Source organism: Pseudomonas sp. AM4(2022) (genome assembly GCF_036346515.1).
In the GTDB taxonomy this organism is placed as follows: domain Bacteria; phylum Pseudomonadota; class Gammaproteobacteria; order Pseudomonadales; family Pseudomonadaceae; genus Aquipseudomonas; species Aquipseudomonas paracarnis.
Window position 1 is genome coordinate 102,788 of the sequence record NZ_JAOTNW010000017.1, and the last position, 16,246, is coordinate 119,033.

14 protein-coding genes are annotated in these 16,246 nt (G+C 55.3%); 5 read left to right on the forward strand and 9 right to left on the reverse strand.

Going from position 1 to position 16,246, the window contains the following annotated elements; translation table 11 throughout:
• Positions 1–3: 3 nt before the first annotated feature.
• The 7 genes from ODQ19_RS21420 to pilL2 are packed head-to-tail and all read right to left on the reverse strand — an operon-like array spanning position 4 to position 8,114.
• On the reverse strand, positions 4–519 hold the full coding sequence (locus ODQ19_RS21420) for a type 4 pilus major pilin (RefSeq protein WP_019818095.1): 516 nt from the start codon (positions 517–519) through the stop codon (positions 4–6).
• Positions 520–544: 25 nt separating this feature from the next.
• Entirely contained in the window at positions 545–1,684 is a 1,140-nt protein-coding gene (locus ODQ19_RS21425; RefSeq protein ID WP_019818094.1) for a type II secretion system F family protein, read from the reverse strand.
• Positions 1,674–3,233: a GspE/PulE family protein gene (locus tag ODQ19_RS21430; RefSeq protein WP_103451918.1), complete on the reverse strand. Its 1,560-nt coding sequence runs from the start codon at positions 3,231–3,233 to the stop codon at positions 1,674–1,676. Before ODQ19_RS21430 ends, ODQ19_RS21425 begins: the two co-directional genes overlap by 11 nt.
• A gap of 12 nt (positions 3,234–3,245) precedes the next feature.
• Entirely contained in the window at positions 3,246–3,818 is a 573-nt protein-coding gene (pilP, locus tag ODQ19_RS21435; RefSeq protein WP_008437355.1) for a type IV pilus biogenesis protein PilP, read from the reverse strand.
• Positions 3,808–5,139: a type 4b pilus protein PilO2 gene (gene pilO2 / locus ODQ19_RS21440; RefSeq protein WP_024073376.1), complete on the reverse strand. Its 1,332-nt coding sequence runs from the start codon at positions 5,137–5,139 to the stop codon at positions 3,808–3,810. Before pilO2 ends, pilP begins: the two co-directional genes overlap by 11 nt.
• Positions 5,140–5,142: 3 nt before the next feature.
• Positions 5,143–6,957: a PilN family type IVB pilus formation outer membrane protein gene (gene pilN / locus ODQ19_RS21445; protein ID WP_019818091.1), complete on the reverse strand. Its 1,815-nt coding sequence runs from the start codon at positions 6,955–6,957 to the stop codon at positions 5,143–5,145.
• A complete protein-coding gene (gene pilL2, locus ODQ19_RS21450; protein ID WP_169850816.1) occupies positions 6,957–8,114 on the reverse strand; it encodes a PFGI-1 class ICE element type IV pilus protein PilL2 in 1,158 nt (385 codons plus the stop codon). Before pilL2 ends, pilN begins: the two co-directional genes overlap by 1 nt.
• 455 nt (positions 8,115–8,569) lie before the next feature.
• On the opposite strand from pilL2, the gene ODQ19_RS21455 reads away from it, so the two are divergent.
• The 5 genes from ODQ19_RS21455 to ODQ19_RS21475 are packed head-to-tail and all read left to right on the forward strand — an operon-like array spanning position 8,570 to position 12,014.
• A complete protein-coding gene (locus ODQ19_RS21455) occupies positions 8,570–8,920 on the forward strand; it encodes a metalloregulator ArsR/SmtB family transcription factor (protein WP_065869863.1) in 351 nt (116 codons plus the stop codon).
• A gap of 22 nt (positions 8,921–8,942) precedes the next feature.
• The gene (locus ODQ19_RS21460) at positions 8,943–10,232 is read left to right on the forward strand and encodes an arsenic transporter (protein ID WP_169850815.1); all 1,290 of its coding nucleotides are present in this window, start codon (positions 8,943–8,945) and stop codon (positions 10,230–10,232) included.
• A 9-nt stretch (positions 10,233–10,241) separates the two neighbouring features.
• Positions 10,242–10,712 carry an arsenate reductase ArsC gene (locus tag ODQ19_RS21465; RefSeq protein ID WP_169850814.1) on the forward strand — a complete coding sequence of 157 codons (471 nt, stop codon included), beginning with the start codon at positions 10,242–10,244 and terminating at the stop codon, positions 10,710–10,712.
• Complete coding sequence (gene arsH, locus ODQ19_RS21470; RefSeq protein ID WP_169850813.1) at positions 10,712–11,446, forward strand: arsenical resistance protein ArsH; 735 nt, start codon at positions 10,712–10,714, stop codon at positions 11,444–11,446. The genes ODQ19_RS21465 and arsH overlap by 1 nt, the downstream gene beginning before the upstream one ends.
• A gap of 19 nt (positions 11,447–11,465) precedes the next feature.
• Positions 11,466–12,014, forward strand: a complete 549-nt coding sequence (locus tag ODQ19_RS21475) for an arsinothricin resistance N-acetyltransferase ArsN1 family B (RefSeq protein ID WP_169850812.1) — start codon at positions 11,466–11,468, stop codon at positions 12,012–12,014.
• A 252-nt stretch (positions 12,015–12,266) separates the two neighbouring features.
• Here the strand turns inward: ODQ19_RS21475 and ODQ19_RS21480 are convergent, their stop codons facing one another.
• The gene (locus ODQ19_RS21480) at positions 12,267–14,222 is read right to left on the reverse strand and encodes a DEAD/DEAH box helicase (protein WP_169850811.1); all 1,956 of its coding nucleotides are present in this window, start codon (positions 14,220–14,222) and stop codon (positions 12,267–12,269) included.
• Positions 14,219–16,099 (reverse strand): hypothetical protein, encoded by a 1,881-nt coding sequence (locus tag ODQ19_RS21485; RefSeq protein WP_330211137.1) that lies wholly within the window; start codon positions 16,097–16,099, stop codon positions 14,219–14,221. Before ODQ19_RS21485 ends, ODQ19_RS21480 begins: the two co-directional genes overlap by 4 nt.
• Between the last annotated feature and the right edge of the window lie 147 nt (positions 16,100–16,246).

The window sequence follows — 16,246 nt, forward strand, 5'->3', positions numbered from 1 at the left end:
TCCTTAGTACGAAGTCCAAGCGATGGTATTGGCGTCCGAGGAGCAGCTGGTCGCAGCTGCCACCGCAGTGATTTCGCCGGCAATTGCAGTGCCGCCATTGATCGCCGTCGTTGTCTGTTTGTCCTTGGCCATGTTCGAGGCAAGGGTGATGCAGGCATTTTTCGGAAGGTTGGATTCTGTGATGGTGAAGGTCATGCCGTTGCTCATTACGGTCACTGCGCCGTTCCAGCGGTTGGACAGGGCATTACCGTTGATGCTCATGCCGCCAGTTGCCTCGAGGTTGATCAAAGAAGGCGCCAAGTTGGTGCCTGCCGTGGCGTAGCCCGTGGTGCTTTTCAGTCGTTTGGTATTGCTCAGCAACGTGCCGAGATTGCTCTGTTCAATGGTGACGTCCGAGCTGCCGAACGTTCTGTAGCCCATGAACACGATGAAACCAAGTGCCACCGCGATCAGCATCAACCAGAACATCCCGTCCAGGGAGAGAAATCCGCGTTGGTTGTTTTGAGTGTTTGTTGGCATTTCCAGTACCTCATTTAGGTTTGATTTAAAGCGTTGCAGTCACATTGCCGGCCAACTGGAAGATCCCGACCACTACCAGAATCATCATGACCCCCATGGCCATGGAGGACATGCCGATAAGAGATTTGGCGATGGCTTCGACGCGCTGAAGCGTTTGCTCCAGCCACCGGTTGGAAAACCGTTCCATCGACTCAGCGAAGCCTTTGCGGGTGGCGAGCACTTCCAGAAAATGCATCGCCATGGGGTCTGGGAATTGATGACCCGCAAGCTTCAATGCGGTACCGAAGTTTTTGCCGGCGCTCACTCCGTAATGAATGGCGCTCAGGCGCTCTTTCAACCATGGAGAGGCATTGCGTTGAAGAGAGGTCAGCGCATCTAGTTGGTTGATGCCGGAGCGCAGCATCACAGCCATGTTGAGCAGAAAGATCGATCCGTGGAGCGCCTTGTAGACTGACCAAGGCGGGAGCCTCTCTGCTCGGACTCGCAGGACCTGGAGCAGCTTGTTCAACTGCAGCTTCCACGAAGGGCTGGCGGCCGTAATCTGAAGGCCGCAAAACACGGGTAGAGTGATGATCGATATGAGGATAAAGACGATTACAGCTATCAGCGTCACTAGCCCGTAGTGGGTCACGAAATTCGATAGGGCATAGAGGAAGGCCGGCACGCCGGTCCACGCCTCGGGGTTGGAGCGTCGTGTCATGGAGGGCACCATCCACACTGCAATCACATACAGCAACGCCGCCATGACGCTCCACACCATGGAGGGGAAAACGGTGGCGGACGCTACGAGTTTGCTGATCCGCTGACGTACTTCGATGATCCTCACGCAGTCCCGAAATGCCTGCACCAGGTTGCCGGTGTCTTCCCCGGAAGCGATCAAAGAGTTCTCGTCATAGGGAACCCAGCCTTCGCAGGAAATGCTCAGCGATTTCCCACCTTTTACCGATTGCGCGATATCCCTGCAGGCAAGGGACACTGGATGGAGCTTCTGCCCGTTATCGCTGAATGCTCTGGCCACCGTGTGCAGTGCGTCTTCAAGCGACACACCATCCTCAAGGATGCCCATCAGGCTCTCGTAGAACTGGATTCTTTCGTTTTTGCCAAACTGCTTGGCATAGAAGGTCTCTGCCCAACGATTCAGCATCGCTCTGACGTCACTCAGCATGAGCGAGCTCCAGGATTTGCCGGTCAAAGTCCAACGGCCCCACCGTCATTTCGGCGTGGCGGGGGTCTACTAATCCTTGTTTCAGTTTGATGATCGTGTGTGCGGTCTTGGTAATACCGCCCATTTCCTTGACCCAGTGGCGACGTGCCGCACTTGCACCCTGCCCATTGAAAACGCGCATGAATTCAAGGTCGGTGAGCAAAGTTTCCGCAACCACCGTGCGACCGGTGATGCCCAAGCCTTTGCAATGCGGGCATCCCGGTCCTTTGAGGTAGGTCTCATCAATCGCTTCCAAATCGCGCAAGTGCTGCACCAGCGCACTGTTGAGCTGCCCGAGATGCTCGCGTGCGGGGACGCGGCAGTGGGAACACAGCACGGGCAAGAGGGATTGATTGACCACGCTTGTCATCAGTGCAGGATCAGTAACCAGGTGTCGGTCTACACCCATGTCGATCAGTCGTTGAAGAGCTGCTACAGCGTTGTTGGTGTGCAGTGTCGTCAGCACCAGGTGACCAGTCATACCGCCGCGGAAAGCCGCTTGTGCTGATGCAAGGTCCCGGATCTCCCCATACATGAGAATGTCAGGGTCGAGTCGCATGGAATTGGTGATCCCGTCATTCCAGGTTTCACCGGCGCCCAGCGGTGACTGATTGGCGAGAAGTGGATATTCAGGTGGATCTTCCATCGTCAGAATGTGTTTTGTTCCACCGCACTCTTCGTGCAAGAGGTTCAGGTTTACCTGCAGCGACTTCGATTTGCCGGAACCGGTGGGTCCAGTGATCAGGTTCACCCCATAAGGCAAGCTGCGGATGCGGCTGAATGCATCAATTTGCTGCGTCAGGAAACCGAGATCACTAAGCGTCATTTTGGTTTTGTCGTCATACAGCAGACGCAAAACCATCAGAGGGCCATCTACGAGCGGCCGAGTGGCGACTCGGGCACCGAACAAACCGAGTTGGTCGACATAGGCGCGTTTTACCCTGGCGTCCTGGCTCACCTGCGGCTGGTAGTGGTCTTTCGCGACATCGCACATGCTGTTGTAGAGGGACGAGCAGAGCTCCATGCCCACCTGGCTCTGGTGCTGTTCTGCCTCCCACAAGAGCCCGTGGATGCGAAAGAAGATTCGAGTGATATCGTGACCTACGACAAAGTGGACGTCGCTGGCATTGCGCCGGTGGGCTTCTCCTAAAAGCTGCACCACCTGGGCCTGGCGCTTCGTCTCAGTCGCCGATAGTGCTTTACCATTTGCATCATCATTGGCGCGGTAGAGTGCCTTGATCGTGCTCATCGAGCAGACCTTGACCTCAAAGTGGTGATTTTCGTGTTCCAGCTGGTCCTCGAATGCCATGACATAGGCATCCGTTTGGTGTTGGGCTGACACATACAAAATCCCATCGCTGGTCAACGCACATAGTTGACGCAGCTCGGGTTTCAGCTCAAACGGTCCACCAGGGGCCGTCAGCAGTGTTTGGTGCGACGTCAGTAGGACTGCAGCAGACTCATCACTGTCAGGCTCTATGACATCTGGTTTTTCAGTCAGGATCGTCATCGAACTTCTCAATCAACGTTGGCCAGGGATCAGCCCAGGCGGCATAGGTGCTGATGGGGTAATGCTGGGGGCTGAATTGTTAACGTTGCTCAAGCTGGCCGGGGGCGTACTGGAAAAGCCGAGGGGGTAGCGCTTACCGCCACGCTCGAGGGTCACGTTTTCGACGGAGAGGATGGCCATGCGATAGCCACCGGGTAACTCCCGAGATGAGGCATCTGCGTCTACTTCAAATCCGCTGCTGTAGAGCAGAGTTGCACGCAGCCGTTTTGCTGAGCCGAATACCGCTTTCACGACAGGCAAGTCAGACTGTGTATCACTGCTGTGCGCCGAGGCTGCAGCCGGCTGTGTGAGGTTTCCTTGAGAAAAAAACACAGTTGACGGCTGCGTCGTCGCACTTTGGTCTTCGCCCTTGATCGATCTTTCGGCCTTGGCCTTCTCGGCTTTGGCATTCAACAAGATCGTCTGGCTTTGAATCTGGGCCAGCTCGCCGACGTTCACCCCAGATAGGGTGTTCTCATCTGCCCAGCTCGATGGTGCCCCTAACGCAAGGATGGAGCACAAAAAGCACAGCGCTTTATTTCGCATAAAGGTCACCTATTACTGACCAGACAAGGTGGCCGGTCTCATATTTGGTTGTGATTTCGCGCAGCCGTAAGCCCTGACTGGGTGCGCCGGATAATGAGTCCAGCGGCGTAATGCCAGTGGCATAGCTCAGCTCGAATTGCTTCCATTGAGGCGGTGGGGGCGGCGGTGGCGCAGGTTGGCCCGGAATCGCTGGTTGAATGGGCACAACGACCGGCACTTCTTTCAGCACTGGGGTTTGAGTGAAGCTGTGCAGCCAAGACGACAGGTTCGCCAACATCACGATGGCGTCTTTTAGAGGCTCATCACCGGCTGCGGGTAGCGAGATGTCGAATTTCAACGTGGCCGAGTTGCCCTCGTCAAAGAAGGCCGGCCGATCAGAAAAGTGGCCCTGCGTCGCCTGTATCAGTTTGTCGGCCGTGCTATTGCCCGAGCGCTTATAAGACGACAAGACTTGTGCACCGTCGCAGACGGCACTCGTGAACTGCCATCCCTGAATGGACAGAGGCAACTGATAAATGACGTTGCTGCAACCCTCCAGGAAATCTGCAACAGATGGACGTTTGGCCCAAGGGTGTTCAAGCGCTTGGGGCGTCTGTTCCATACCGGATTCTTTCTGCAGTCTGGCCAACTCTGCCAGGCGTTGTTGTTCAGCCTGGAAAGCCGCCTCTTTGGCTATCTGGTCCTGATGGTTCTGCCATTGAGCCCATCCGATGATGCCGGCAGCGATCAGCACGCCAAGAACCGCCAGCTGTACAAGTTCTGGTTTGGATAGCCCAAAGACGAGTGGCCGTAGCCGGTACTCGCGTTTTAGATGCGACGGCTGAAGCAGCTCTGCCACGTCCAGTGGTTGACCGCCCATATCGAACTCTGGGGGCAGGTACTCGTTGTCGAAGTTGATCCCACGACTGCGTTGTTGCGCGACTCGGCGGCGGACCTCAGCACCAGTGCCGATCATGTCGCAGCCAGAGATCACGCCACCTTGATACACAGCAACGAGGGCATATTGGTCAATCTCGCTTTCAGTTTTCCAGGCCGCGATCCATGAGTCCCCCAGCTGTCCAGCCAGGGTGGCCGCGAGCGAGTACATCCCTTTGATGACCTCCTCGCTGCGCGCTACAAAACCTGCCTGAATAATGGCTGGTGTTCTTCTAATGGCGACAATGTCGAGGTGGTGCTCACGACCGTACTGGCGCGCTTCCTTCATGTGCCCGGTGACACTACCCAGCGGATGCCAGCGCAGACCGGTGACAAATGATTTTCCACGATACTGGAGTACCTGGACTCGAGCAGAGCGTGCATTTTTTGAGGTTTCCGCAACCATGGCTTACCCCTTGGAACCTGTGCAATGCAGCAGTGGGGTAGGGCAAGAGCCCCAAGGCTCGTTGGCAGCAGGTGAAATCACCGCGCTGGGGCTGCCTGTGTCGCTATCAACAACAGGAGTAATCAGCACTACGAGTACGCTGTGCCCTGTGGTGCGGACACGGCTGCCGCCCAAACCGAAGAATCCAGGATCCCCTACGCCAGACTTGGTTGCGTTTTCGCTGTTCTCCTCAAAACCAGTCAGTACGAGGGTTTGACCGCTGCGCAATTTGACCTTGGGCGACAGATTCTTGGTGTCGTAATCCGCTGTCTGGACACTGGAGCCGTTGCTCGTAAAAGTGGTGAAGGTCGGTTTGCTACTCATGCTCAGGGTGATCATCAGCAACATGTTGTCCTGGTCGATGATTCGAGGGAGCAACATCATGTTGAAGCCGCTGGTGATAGTCGCGGGGGTGAGCGAAGTAGACGATCCAACGGAAGCCGTAGTGGTTGTCGAGCTTGATGCGACATAGCTCTTTACGTTGCCGATCTGGATGGGTGCCGGCTGCAGATTCAGCGTGGTGACCGACGGCGAGCGAACGTTCGAGATTCGGCCCTGTTCGGAAAGTGCTTTGATGATTAAGTTGGAGCCAGCCCAAGGAGACTTCGACGTGTCCAAAATACTCAACGAGCCCGACACCGCGCCCGTGCTTATGCCGGTGGTGGCATTCTTCAGCGAAAAGCCCCATTTGTTGCTCAAGGACGTATAGACAGCCGTCCAGTCCAGGCCGGTCTGGTCTGTGTCGGTGAGAGTTACCTCGAAAACTTTGACGTTGAACAACACCTGACGGGTGATACTGCTGTTGATCGAATTCAGGTATTTAGCAACGTTTGAGAGTACTTCTGGTCGATCACTTACCGTCAGGGTGCCAGTGGAACGCGAGAGGAACATCCGACCTTGGGGCTGTTGGCTCAGCATCGCCTTGACGTTTTTTTCAATGTCTCCGATCAGCGAGGTCTTGATGGTAACGGTGGTGCTCTGGTTGCTGCCTGATTCACCCGATGCACCTGTCGACGAAGATCCGCCGCCACCACCACCGGAACTGCTCCCGCTGCCTGTAGCGGTCAGCAAGCCCGACTTCACTGTGCTTTCAATGACCTGGTCATCACCAAATGCCCAGACGTCGAACGTCTTGGTGTCGAAGTAAGTGACATGCACGCTTCGATCATCGGAGGAATAATTCCACGCTAAGCCCAACTGGGAGGTCGCTTGATTCAACAACCCTGACAGCTTGCCGCTGTACTTAATGGGGAATGTGTTGGGTGCAGTCAGCCCAATCGAATTCATTGAGCGGGCGTTGCTCGGAACATTGCCGATGACGCCGGCGGGCATGAAGTTGGTCAGGTTGTCGGCAGAGCCCAAACCAGGTGGAACTGCAGGTCCTGAGTTGCCCTGCGTCGAACTGGAAAGGACACTTGGGTCGATTGCGTCAGGGGCTACGATGACCGGTACACCACATTCACTAGTGATGTACTGCGCGATCTCAGCGATCCCAACGTTATATGAGGGGCGATAGGTGATGTCGCAATCCATGGTCAGCGGTAAACCACGCTTGGCGACCAGCGGTTTTTTGGACACCCATGGTTTGTCGCTGAACACCACCGTAGCGCGCGCGGACTCTTGCTGCTGATTTCTCAGAAATCGGCTGTATTGAGAGGCTGTCGCAGCGTCATTTTCAGCTCGGCTGGCCGATTCATTCACACGCTGCAGCGAACAGGAACTCACCAGTGCGACGATAAGTGACAAGGCTGTGCTTTTGATCCAGAGACGAGCAGTCATCATTTGTTCCTCTCTGTAATAAAAATCAGCCGCTGTGAGGAGTTACTGTCGACCACATCGACCAGAAAGGACCGTGGAGCCGAGTCGTAGAGAGGGAAAATCGACCCAATGGCTTCTTGGAAACTGCCCTCAAATCGAAGTGGAGCGTCAATTGAGTAATCCAAATCATCGACCTGCCACATCAGTTTCCAGCCCGCTTTTTCAGCCCAGCCTTCGACGGTTTGACGAAGGGTTGAGCCAGTTGAAGCCGTCCATGTCTGGGCCAGCGGCTTCGGCGCTGCAATGTCCGTCGCAACCGGCTTTGGCGCTGCAGAAACTGCGGACGGCGCGGTGACCAGTTTCGGAGTTGAAGCGGCCTTGGCATCTGGGTTGCTGGACGAGGTCGAGGCCGGACTCTGAGTCGGCAAGGCAGACGTTTGTTTTGTAGAGCCATCCTTGGTAATCACCCTAGGAGGGGCCACGGTTTTGGCTGGTGCAGTGTTCGCCACAGGGGTAGCGGCTGATGCCGTTGTTGTGAAAGGCGCTGTTTGGGGAACGGCGGCGACTACTACTTGGCTGCCCGCATCATTGTTATTGCTCTTCGCTGCGATAGGCTGTGCAGCTGTCGATGTGTTGAGTTGGGCAATCTGAGTTGATGCAGGACGTGGAGAGTCCGGGAGCTGGTAGCCAGGGCGCAGGACGTAGCACACCTGACGGTTGACCTCGTCGACCTTCACCTGCCAGGCCGGACCTGCGAGCACCTGCAGGGTGTTACGCAGGGTCATAGGGCCAAGTTTATATTGGGCTGCTGGGAGTGGTCGGGTGTAAAGGATGTTGACGTGGCCAGAGTCTGCCGAGCAAAGCGTATAACCTGAACGGTCCACCACGTACTGCATGGCCTCACGCACATTTGGGTGCATGTTGGCTGGAATGCTGATGTCGATAATCTGAGCCATCAGGTCACGTTGGCCAGAATCTGGCAGCGTGCTGACGAGGGTGTAGCGGCCATAGCGCACTACTGGTTCTTTTTCAGGAACGGCGCCGCCAGGATAGAGGTCTGGCGTCAACATGTCCGGATTGCGACTGCTGTCGAAAGCGGGCTTGGGTGTCTGCGCCGTTTGGGTCGTGCAACTGGCGATTAACGCTAGAAGCGAGAGCGTGGTAACGTGCCTGATCATGTGCCGAGAGGCCCCCTGTAATGATAGGGGAACGGTGACAGGCTGGTACTACCTGCGCAGTAGGAAATAGAAAACTACGTCTATAGGTATTTATAGGCTATACAAAGATGACGCGACCAAGGTGGAAAATTACCTAGCATCTCACCACCCATTTCCATTCACGATGACCATTCATTTGCATTCGCGCTGACCACTCAATTGCATTCGACCTGACCAGCTATCCTGCCATTACGCTTAGCGTACTGAATCCAAAATCGCTTCAGCGAACATCCATTCGAAAATCAAACCTTCGTCCGCGTGCTGAGGCGATTGCTAATCCTTCCGGGTCGCTACCCCGTGGTCGACCGGTGAGCATTGCCCCCCATCGTTAACTCCCGCCACAGGCATTTGTGCAAGTAGGCTGAATGTGATTGAATCTGTATATTCGATTATCCACATATACGGAGCAATTGCTTATGAGCCTTGCACCACACACCTTCTTCAAATGCCTGGGGGACGAAACTCGCGCTCGGATCATGCTCATGCTTTCGGCTGAGGGTGAGCTGTGCGTGTGCGAGTTGATCTGGGCACTGGACGATAACCAGTCGAAGGTCTCCAGGCATCTTGCCCAACTGCGGGCTTGCGGGTTACTCGCAGATCGGAGGCAGGGTCAGTGGGTTTACTACCGGTTACATCCCGAGCTTGAACAGTGGGCACTGGATGTTCTGAATGTTACTACGCAGGCGCACCAGTCCTGGGTTAACGACCATCAAGGGCGGCTGGCTTCCATGGAAGACAGACCCGTGCGCCAAGCCTCCTGCTGCTGACCTCCTGATCTGGAACACACCCATGCTCATCGCAGCATCGATTTTCGTAGTTACGCTCGTCTTTGTTATCTGGCAACCCAAGGGGTTAGGTGTCGGCTGGAGCGCGGCAGCGGGTGCCGTTCTGGCACTACTGACTGGCGTCGTAAGTCTGGGGGATGTGCCGGTTGTGTGGCACATCGTCTGGAACGCTACCGCGACCTTCATTGCTGTGATCATCATCAGTTTGTTGCTCGATGAAGCGGGATTCTTCAAGTGGGCGGCGCTTCATGTCGCTCGCTGGGGTCAGGGCAAAGGCGGACGCCTATTTGCGCTGATGATCCTGCTCGGTGCAGCCGTTTCGGCACTGTTCGCTAATGATGGAGCCGCACTGATTCTGACCCCAATCGTCATCGCGATGCTGACGGCGCTTCGTTTCAGCCCGGCATCCACCTTGGCATTCGTGATGGCCGCAGGCTTCATCGCTGATACCGCCAGTCTGCCGATGGTGGTGTCCAACCTGGTGAACATCGTTTCGGCAGACTTTTTTGGCGTGGGTTTCGATGAATACGCTTCTATCATGTGGCCAGTGAACCTAGTGGCCGTGGCCGCGACACTGTTCATGCTCTGGATGTTCTATCGCAAGGACATTCCCGCCCAGTACGACGCGGATCAGCTTGAGGCCCCAGAGTCGGTGATTCGTGATCGGGCGACCTTCATTGCTGGCTGGTGGGTACTTGGCCTGCTGCTGGTTGGTCTGTTCGCACTGGAGCCGTTAGGTATCCCCATCAGCGCCGTTGCTGCTGCGTGTGCGATGATCCTGCTGGTCATCGCAGGTAAAGGCCAAATCATCTCCACGAGAAAGGTCATCAAGCATGCGCCCTGGCAAATTGTCGTGTTTTCGCTGGGCATGTATCTGGTGGTCTATGGCGTGCGTAATGCCGGCCTAACCGACTCGCTCTCGGGGCTGCTGAACATATTTGCCGAGCATGGCCTATGGGCCGCTACCTTGGGCACCGGTATCACCGCTGCGCTGTTGTCCTCGATCATGAACAACATGCCGAGTGTGCTTATCGGCGCTCTGTCCATTCAGGGCAGCGACGCTACGGGACTGGTACGTGAGGCCATGATCTACGCCAACGTCATCGGTTGCGATCTTGGCCCCAAGATCACGCCCATCGGAAGTCTGGCCACGCTGCTGTGGCTGCATGTGCTGTCGCAGAAAAATATCCGCATCACCTGGGGCTACTACTTCAAAGTCGGCAGCATCCTCACCCTTCCTATCTTGCTGGTAACGCTGGTGGCACTGGCGTTGCGGCTGAGCATCCCTGTCTAGGAGAAACCCATGAAAGTACTATTTATGTGTACGGCAAATAGCTGCCGGAGCGTTCTCTCGGAGGGGTTGTTCAACCACTTGGCCCCGAGCGGTTTTACTGCCGTCAGTTCGGGCAGCTTCCCAAGCGGGCAGCTGAATCCCCGCGCCGTGAGCACGCTGCAAGCGCTAGGCATCGATACCACACATCTCTACAGCAAAGGCTCAGAGGTTTTTTCGGACTCACCACCGGATGTGGTGATCACCGTGTGTGATAAGGCTGGAGGCGAACCCTGCCCGGTCTATTTCGGGCCTGCTGTCAAAAGCCACTGGGGGCTTGCCGATCCTTCCGATGTTGAAGGAACAGATAGCGAAATCCAGGCCGCATTTGACGCAACCGTCGTCCAGATTAAAAGACGTTTCGACGCATTCTTCAGTCTGGATCATTCGGCGCTCACACCGCAGGAATTGAAACGCGAACTAGATCGAATGGGTGAACTGTAATGGACGAATTTTCCTCGGAAAGCAGTCTAGATCTACCTAACCTGGATCAGTCGCTAATCGACGTCGCCACACTGGATCGCCTGCAAGGCAACGAGCAACCGACGCACAAGCCACGCATCTTGTTGCTGTATGGCTCAACCCGTGAGCGCTCTTTCAGCAGGCTACTGACCCAAGAGGCCGCGCGCATCCTGACTCTAATGGGAGCCGAGGCCTTCATCTTTGATCCCTCGGGTCTGCCTCTCCCTGATGACGCTCCGGAAGACCATCCAAAGGTTAAAGAGCTGCGGGATCTGGTTCTGTGGTCAGAGGGACAGGTGTGGTGTTCGCCAGAGCGTCACGGTGCAATGTCTGCCGTGTTCAAAGCCCAGATCGACTGGATTCCTCTCACGATGGGCGCTGTCCGGCCTAGCCAGGGCAAGACGCTCGCTGTCATGCAGGTCTGCGGTGGATCACAGTCCTTTAACACCGTGAACCAGCTGCGGATCCTTGGGCGCTGGATGCGGATGATCACCATCCCAAACCAGTCGTCAGTACCCAAGGCCTTTCTGGAGTTCGACGACGCAGGGCGTATGAAGCCATCTGCCTACTACGACCGTGTTGTGGACGTGATGGAGGAACTGGTGAAGTTCACGCTGATGGTTCGGGGCCGGGAAACGTATCTGGTAGACCGCTATTCGGAGCGCAAGGAAAGCGCCGAGGCACTCTCGAAACGAGTCAATCAAAGATCGATTTGAGCGACCAAGGGGATAGAGAATGAGCAACACCACAGTCAGGATTGCGCAGATTTCGGACGCTCAAGCCATCCAGGCAATTTACGCACCGATGGTTGAACGCACCGCGATTTCGTTTGAGCTTGAGCCCCCTACCGTCGAAGAGATGGCCAAGCGGATTGGGTCGACTTTACCGACTTACCCGTATCTGGTAGCGGAGCGAGACGGCCAGATCATCGGCTATGCATATGCCAGTCAGCACCGGGCTCGTGAGGCCTATCGCTGGTCGGTCGACGTCACCGTTTATATATCGCCAGAAGCGCACCGTAGCGGGGTCGGCCGGGCACTGTATGGCGTGTTGCTGCCGACATTGAAAAGGCAAGGGTTTCACGCAGCCTATGCCGGGATCGCGCTGCCAAACGATGGCAGCGTGGGGCTGCATGAAGCACTAGGCTTCGCTCACATCGGTACGTATCCAGAAGTAGGATTCAAGCATGGCGCTTGGCATGATGTTGGATATTGGCGGATCGCGCTGGATTCAACGAGTCCGCCAAAACTGTCCGTGCCTTTCAGTGAGATCAGTCTCTTCTGAATGGGTGTCGAGGGCCATTATGAGCGATGGGAAGATTCTAATACGTTAAAAAGTCAATTATGTTCGACTCCTCGAAATGAATACGAGCAAAGTGGGTAAACTCTAAATAGATTTGCCACATTCGGAAGTTTTCCAGATATCGAACGAAACTATGGTTGCCGATGGGGAGGCCTTTTAGATTCCAGAAAACAAAAGTGATGGTTCCAAGTACGTTTACAAGGTCTCAGCCACTAAGCAGTGATATACGCAGATCTACAAATTGGTCGCCAATGCTTGTCTCGCGTTGCGGGCCGCGTCGGGCTCAATGAGGTCACTTGCCAACTGACGCTTATCCTGCAGCATTTGCCAGAGCATGTGGTCGATTGTGTTTTCCACCAGCGGGATTTTCACCACGACCATGCGCAATTGCCCATTGCGGTAGGCCCTGTCCTCAGCCTGGTCCTGCAGTCCAGGCGTCCAGGGGAGGCCCAGGAACATCACATAGTTGGCCGCAGTGAGGTTGTTGCCGGTGCCGGCAGCGGAGGTAGTGGCGGCAAAGACGCGGGTTTCTGGATCACTTTGGAATTGATCGATCGCCTTCTGCCGTTTGCCTACAGAGTCACTGCCGACAACCGTGACGCACCCGTACTCAGCTTGCTTGCAACGAGTGCGAAGTGTCCCTACCGTATCCTTGAACTCACAGAACAAGATAACTTTGTCCTCCGCGTCCAGTTCGCACAGCAGATCCATTACGACACGAATCTTTACCTGCTCAAGCAACTGACGTAGTGATCCCAATCTGGCGAGGCTAGGCCTGTCTTCGAGCCGTATTTGATCGTATTGCTTGCGCTCTTCAGCAGTGAGCTCGACGGGTAATGTTTGGCGCTGTTTGCCTTTGAGACCGGGCAGGACATCCTTGCGTCGACGAAGCATCCAATCGCCGATTGCGTCCCGCAGATTCATGCGGAAATCCTGACTGCCGGCGAACTGTTCGCAGAATTCTTTCAAGGGCAGTTTCCCAACGGGGTGGCCGGATAGCCGTAGCAGCGTGTGCAGCTCAGATTCTCGGTTGAGGACTGGCGTACCCGTCAGCAGGTAGCGGTTGGGTATCTTGGCGGCAATGTCGAAGCCGTGACGTGTCCACGCGGCGGTCGGCTCTTTCAGACGGTGCGCCTCGTCGATGATCATCACGTCAAAGTGTCCAGCATGCAGAACAAAATCGCCCAGGCGTTCGTAGTTGGTGATAATCCACTGCGAAGAGGGATCAAAGACCTGTTGTCCGATTGTGGCCTCGGGATACACCATCTGGATTTCGCGTTGCCAGTTGATGATCAACGTCGACAGGGTGATTACCAAGATGGGTCTATCAGCTGCTCGGATCGCAGCGGCAATGATTGCCTGGCGAGTTTTGCCCAGCCCCATGTCATCCGCAAGCAAGGCGCTTGTGCGCTGTAGCAAGTGCCGGATGCCTGCCGGTTGATGGTCCAGTAAAGAATAACCAGCCAATGCCTGGTTAATCTGTTCGGTGGTGAACCCGGTGCGCTCGATTGAGGGCACCGCGGCTAGATAAACATCGGTTGAGGTGCTGTCATCAGCCGCTTTTGCAGCGCGCTCTTGTGGAGGTCCACCAAGACTGATGCGGGTGATTTCATCAGCTGGAACAACAGAACCGTCGGTCAGCAGCTCTTGCACGGTGTCGAGTATTTCGAACTGATCCTCCGACAATCCAAGTTCCAGGATCAGATTGCTTCGCACCACTTCCGCACCAGCGTCGATGCGCCAGGACTTGGAATGCCCGAGAAACACGCCGTGCATGCGCCTTGAAACGGCTACCGCGCCAGGATGGTAGTCACCTGACAGCAGGATCCCGCCCTGAAAGAGTGGAGCTATCCGAAAGGTCAGCCCCCACGTGAATGCCTGCCGATCTGGGTCGTTTTGTGCGGCTGTGATTTTATGTGAAAACGTCTCCCAACTTTCATTGAAACGGTCCTCGGACAACTCCATCAAACGGTGGAAGAGCACATCCAGGTCATCCAGCAACTTGCCTTTTGGTAATCGCCAATAGCGATGTTGAGGATGCTCGGCACGCCGAATATAGAAACCATTACGTTCGAGAAACAGCCGGTTCGCACCCTCAACGTATTGCATTAAGACCCCGAAGTCATAGCCGTCAAAAATGACTTTTTCGACCAGGTCCTGCCGGCGGTTCATCAGACGTGGACGACTCATGTCCTGCTCAATCGTTGGTTGATCCATTCCGCACAGGCCTGGGCATGCATTTTTTTCCGGTTTCGATTTGTATAGCGCGACATGGATAGTGTTTGGTCGGGCCATTCCAGGTTAATGGCGAGCTCACCCGATTTGATCTTTGCCCAAAACCATTGATAGGCCCGGTCAACCCTGGAGCCCGACTTAGGTGTGCGATTGCGGAGCCCTCTCAGTTGTATCGTCACCAGGTGTTTTGGAGTCAATTTTGCTAACGTTTCGCCCCAGGCACTTTCATCCATTTGGATTTCTGCAGAGGCCAACGATTTCCCGTTTTCGCGAACCGAAAAAAGACGGCAGATGCCCCGATAAGCACTGTAGTCGTAACCATCAATGCAATGGCCCAGCGCTCGATGTTCCGCATCAAGATCGGCGGGGCACTTCAGTTCGATAATTTGCAGCCCATTTGGACTTACGAGGGGTGTGCTGGTTGAATAAAGCAGCGGCTTCCAGGGCGTTAAAGAGTCTGTTCTTGTTTGTGGATCTACTGCATCTAAAGCCTCACGGATGTCTATCAACGCGAGGTGAAAGCCATTCACCAAGCTGGCGATCTGGTGATAGGAAGCAGTAGCAATGAAGCTTTTGAGTTTCTGCAGTGCTTCACCAGAAGCTGGTCCGTCGCTCTCATCAACGTTGTTAAAGAGCTCGTTCAGGTCTCGAAAGTCGTCGGCGATTTTGGACCAATTGTCGTCCGACCAATCAGTTGGACACCCTGACAGCAGCCTGTTCCAGTCCTGCGTTTGATCCAGCAGTTGATACGGGATTTTATCCAGCAGCGCGAAGAGAGTGATCCAGTGCGCTTTTTTAAGAGGACGGCGATTGCCCAGTGAGGCTCCCAGCAGCAGTCGATGCCAGGGTCCTTGTGGCCCCTCGCGGCTGATACGGGTCAATGCACTGCCGGTATCGAATACCCGCTGTTGACCCAGGTAGCGCACTGCAGTGCGCGGCGCCTGTAGCAGCCAAGCCAGTGTGTCGGAAAGGGGGAGGCCCGCGTCGGCTATGCGACCTAGCAGGCACTCTTCAGCGGAAATCAAATAACGGTCCTCACTCCAGTATGGGCGCCACGTCTGAAGTTCATCCCATGGGCAGTTCATGTATACCTGCTGCTGCCCATCCCACGGCCACGGCCATTGATCTGCTAGTACCAGAAGTGGAATCAGTACTGGCTGGGCTTTTAGGGCCTGAAGGCGGCGTTTTCGGTCACCTTGAGCCAGCCAGTTATAGAGCTTGGGTGAGGGACATTGCGCTGAACGAATGGCGAATAAAAGCTCTTGGTCCAGACACTGGCAAAACTGCTTCAGCGTGCTGCCAATCTGCTTCAGGTAAAATCGGGTGCGGGGATTGAAGTACCGATTGCTGCTCGCCGTCCAATCGAAGCCGCGGCGATTAAAGCTTCCGAGATCTTCAATCGATAGGGCTTTCGCCCTCTCTCCAGCCGACTTGCAGAAGGAGGTCAGTAGGACGTCTGCATACCAGCGTTTTTCAAACCTGAGCAGTAGCTGCTGGGCCACCATTGCGGTGGGTTTTCTCTTATGCACGCGGTCCTTGCTGAAGATTTTGCAGGCCTTAACCTGATGACCATCGAAGTACTGGAGGTGATCGCCGATTCTGGCCAGGACCGGCCGTGTTTGATCATCTGTAGAGGGCAGGGCTACGCACCAGCAACGAGTATGGACAGTGGAACTCAGATAGGTATCGATGAAGGAGGTCAGCTTGGAGGGCGGTACGTTAAATTGTAAAGCCCAGGTCTGGGCGACTTCAATTTGCCGGTCTGAGAACTTCTCCAGCTTCGGCGCTAAGATGCGCAGCCCCACCACCGATTGTCTCTTCTGTACGCTCACCCATGACCTCCTCTGCAATTTCGCAGAGGACTGTCAGGTATAGGAATGGTGGGCTTCTAGGGTTAATGCGTAACGGCGTTGTCGGTGATTTATATCGGCAATGGTAGAAGTCACACGCCTCTGGGTTTATTGAGATCTGGTTTGCCA

Bases quoted from the DNA above. Each gene is read 5' to 3' on its own strand.
- ODQ19_RS21420 (WP_019818095.1), bottom strand. From the start codon at position 519: ATGCCAACAAACACTCAAAACAACCAACGCGGATTTCTCTCCCTGGAC.
- ODQ19_RS21425 (WP_019818094.1), bottom strand. From the start codon at position 1,684: ATGCTGAGTGACGTCAGAGCGATGCTGAATCGTTGGGCAGAGACCTTC.
- ODQ19_RS21430 (WP_103451918.1), bottom strand. From the start codon at position 3,233: ATGACGATCCTGACTGAAAAACCAGATGTCATAGAGCCTGACAGTGAT.
- pilP (WP_008437355.1), bottom strand. From the start codon at position 3,818: ATGCGAAATAAAGCGCTGTGCTTTTTGTGCTCCATCCTTGCGTTAGGG.
- pilO2 (WP_024073376.1), bottom strand. From the start codon at position 5,139: ATGGTTGCGGAAACCTCAAAAAATGCACGCTCTGCTCGAGTCCAGGTA.
- pilN (WP_019818091.1), bottom strand. From the start codon at position 6,957: ATGACTGCTCGTCTCTGGATCAAAAGCACAGCCTTGTCACTTATCGTC.
- pilL2 (WP_169850816.1), bottom strand. From the start codon at position 8,114: ATGATCAGGCACGTTACCACGCTCTCGCTTCTAGCGTTAATCGCCAGT.
- ODQ19_RS21455 (WP_065869863.1), top strand. From the start codon at position 8,570: ATGAGCCTTGCACCACACACCTTCTTCAAATGCCTGGGGGACGAAACT.
- ODQ19_RS21460 (WP_169850815.1), top strand. From the start codon at position 8,943: ATGCTCATCGCAGCATCGATTTTCGTAGTTACGCTCGTCTTTGTTATC.
- ODQ19_RS21465 (WP_169850814.1), top strand. From the start codon at position 10,242: ATGAAAGTACTATTTATGTGTACGGCAAATAGCTGCCGGAGCGTTCTC.
- arsH (WP_169850813.1), top strand. From the start codon at position 10,712: ATGGACGAATTTTCCTCGGAAAGCAGTCTAGATCTACCTAACCTGGAT.
- ODQ19_RS21475 (WP_169850812.1), top strand. From the start codon at position 11,466: ATGAGCAACACCACAGTCAGGATTGCGCAGATTTCGGACGCTCAAGCC.
- ODQ19_RS21480 (WP_169850811.1), bottom strand. From the start codon at position 14,222: ATGAGTCGTCCACGTCTGATGAACCGCCGGCAGGACCTGGTCGAAAAA.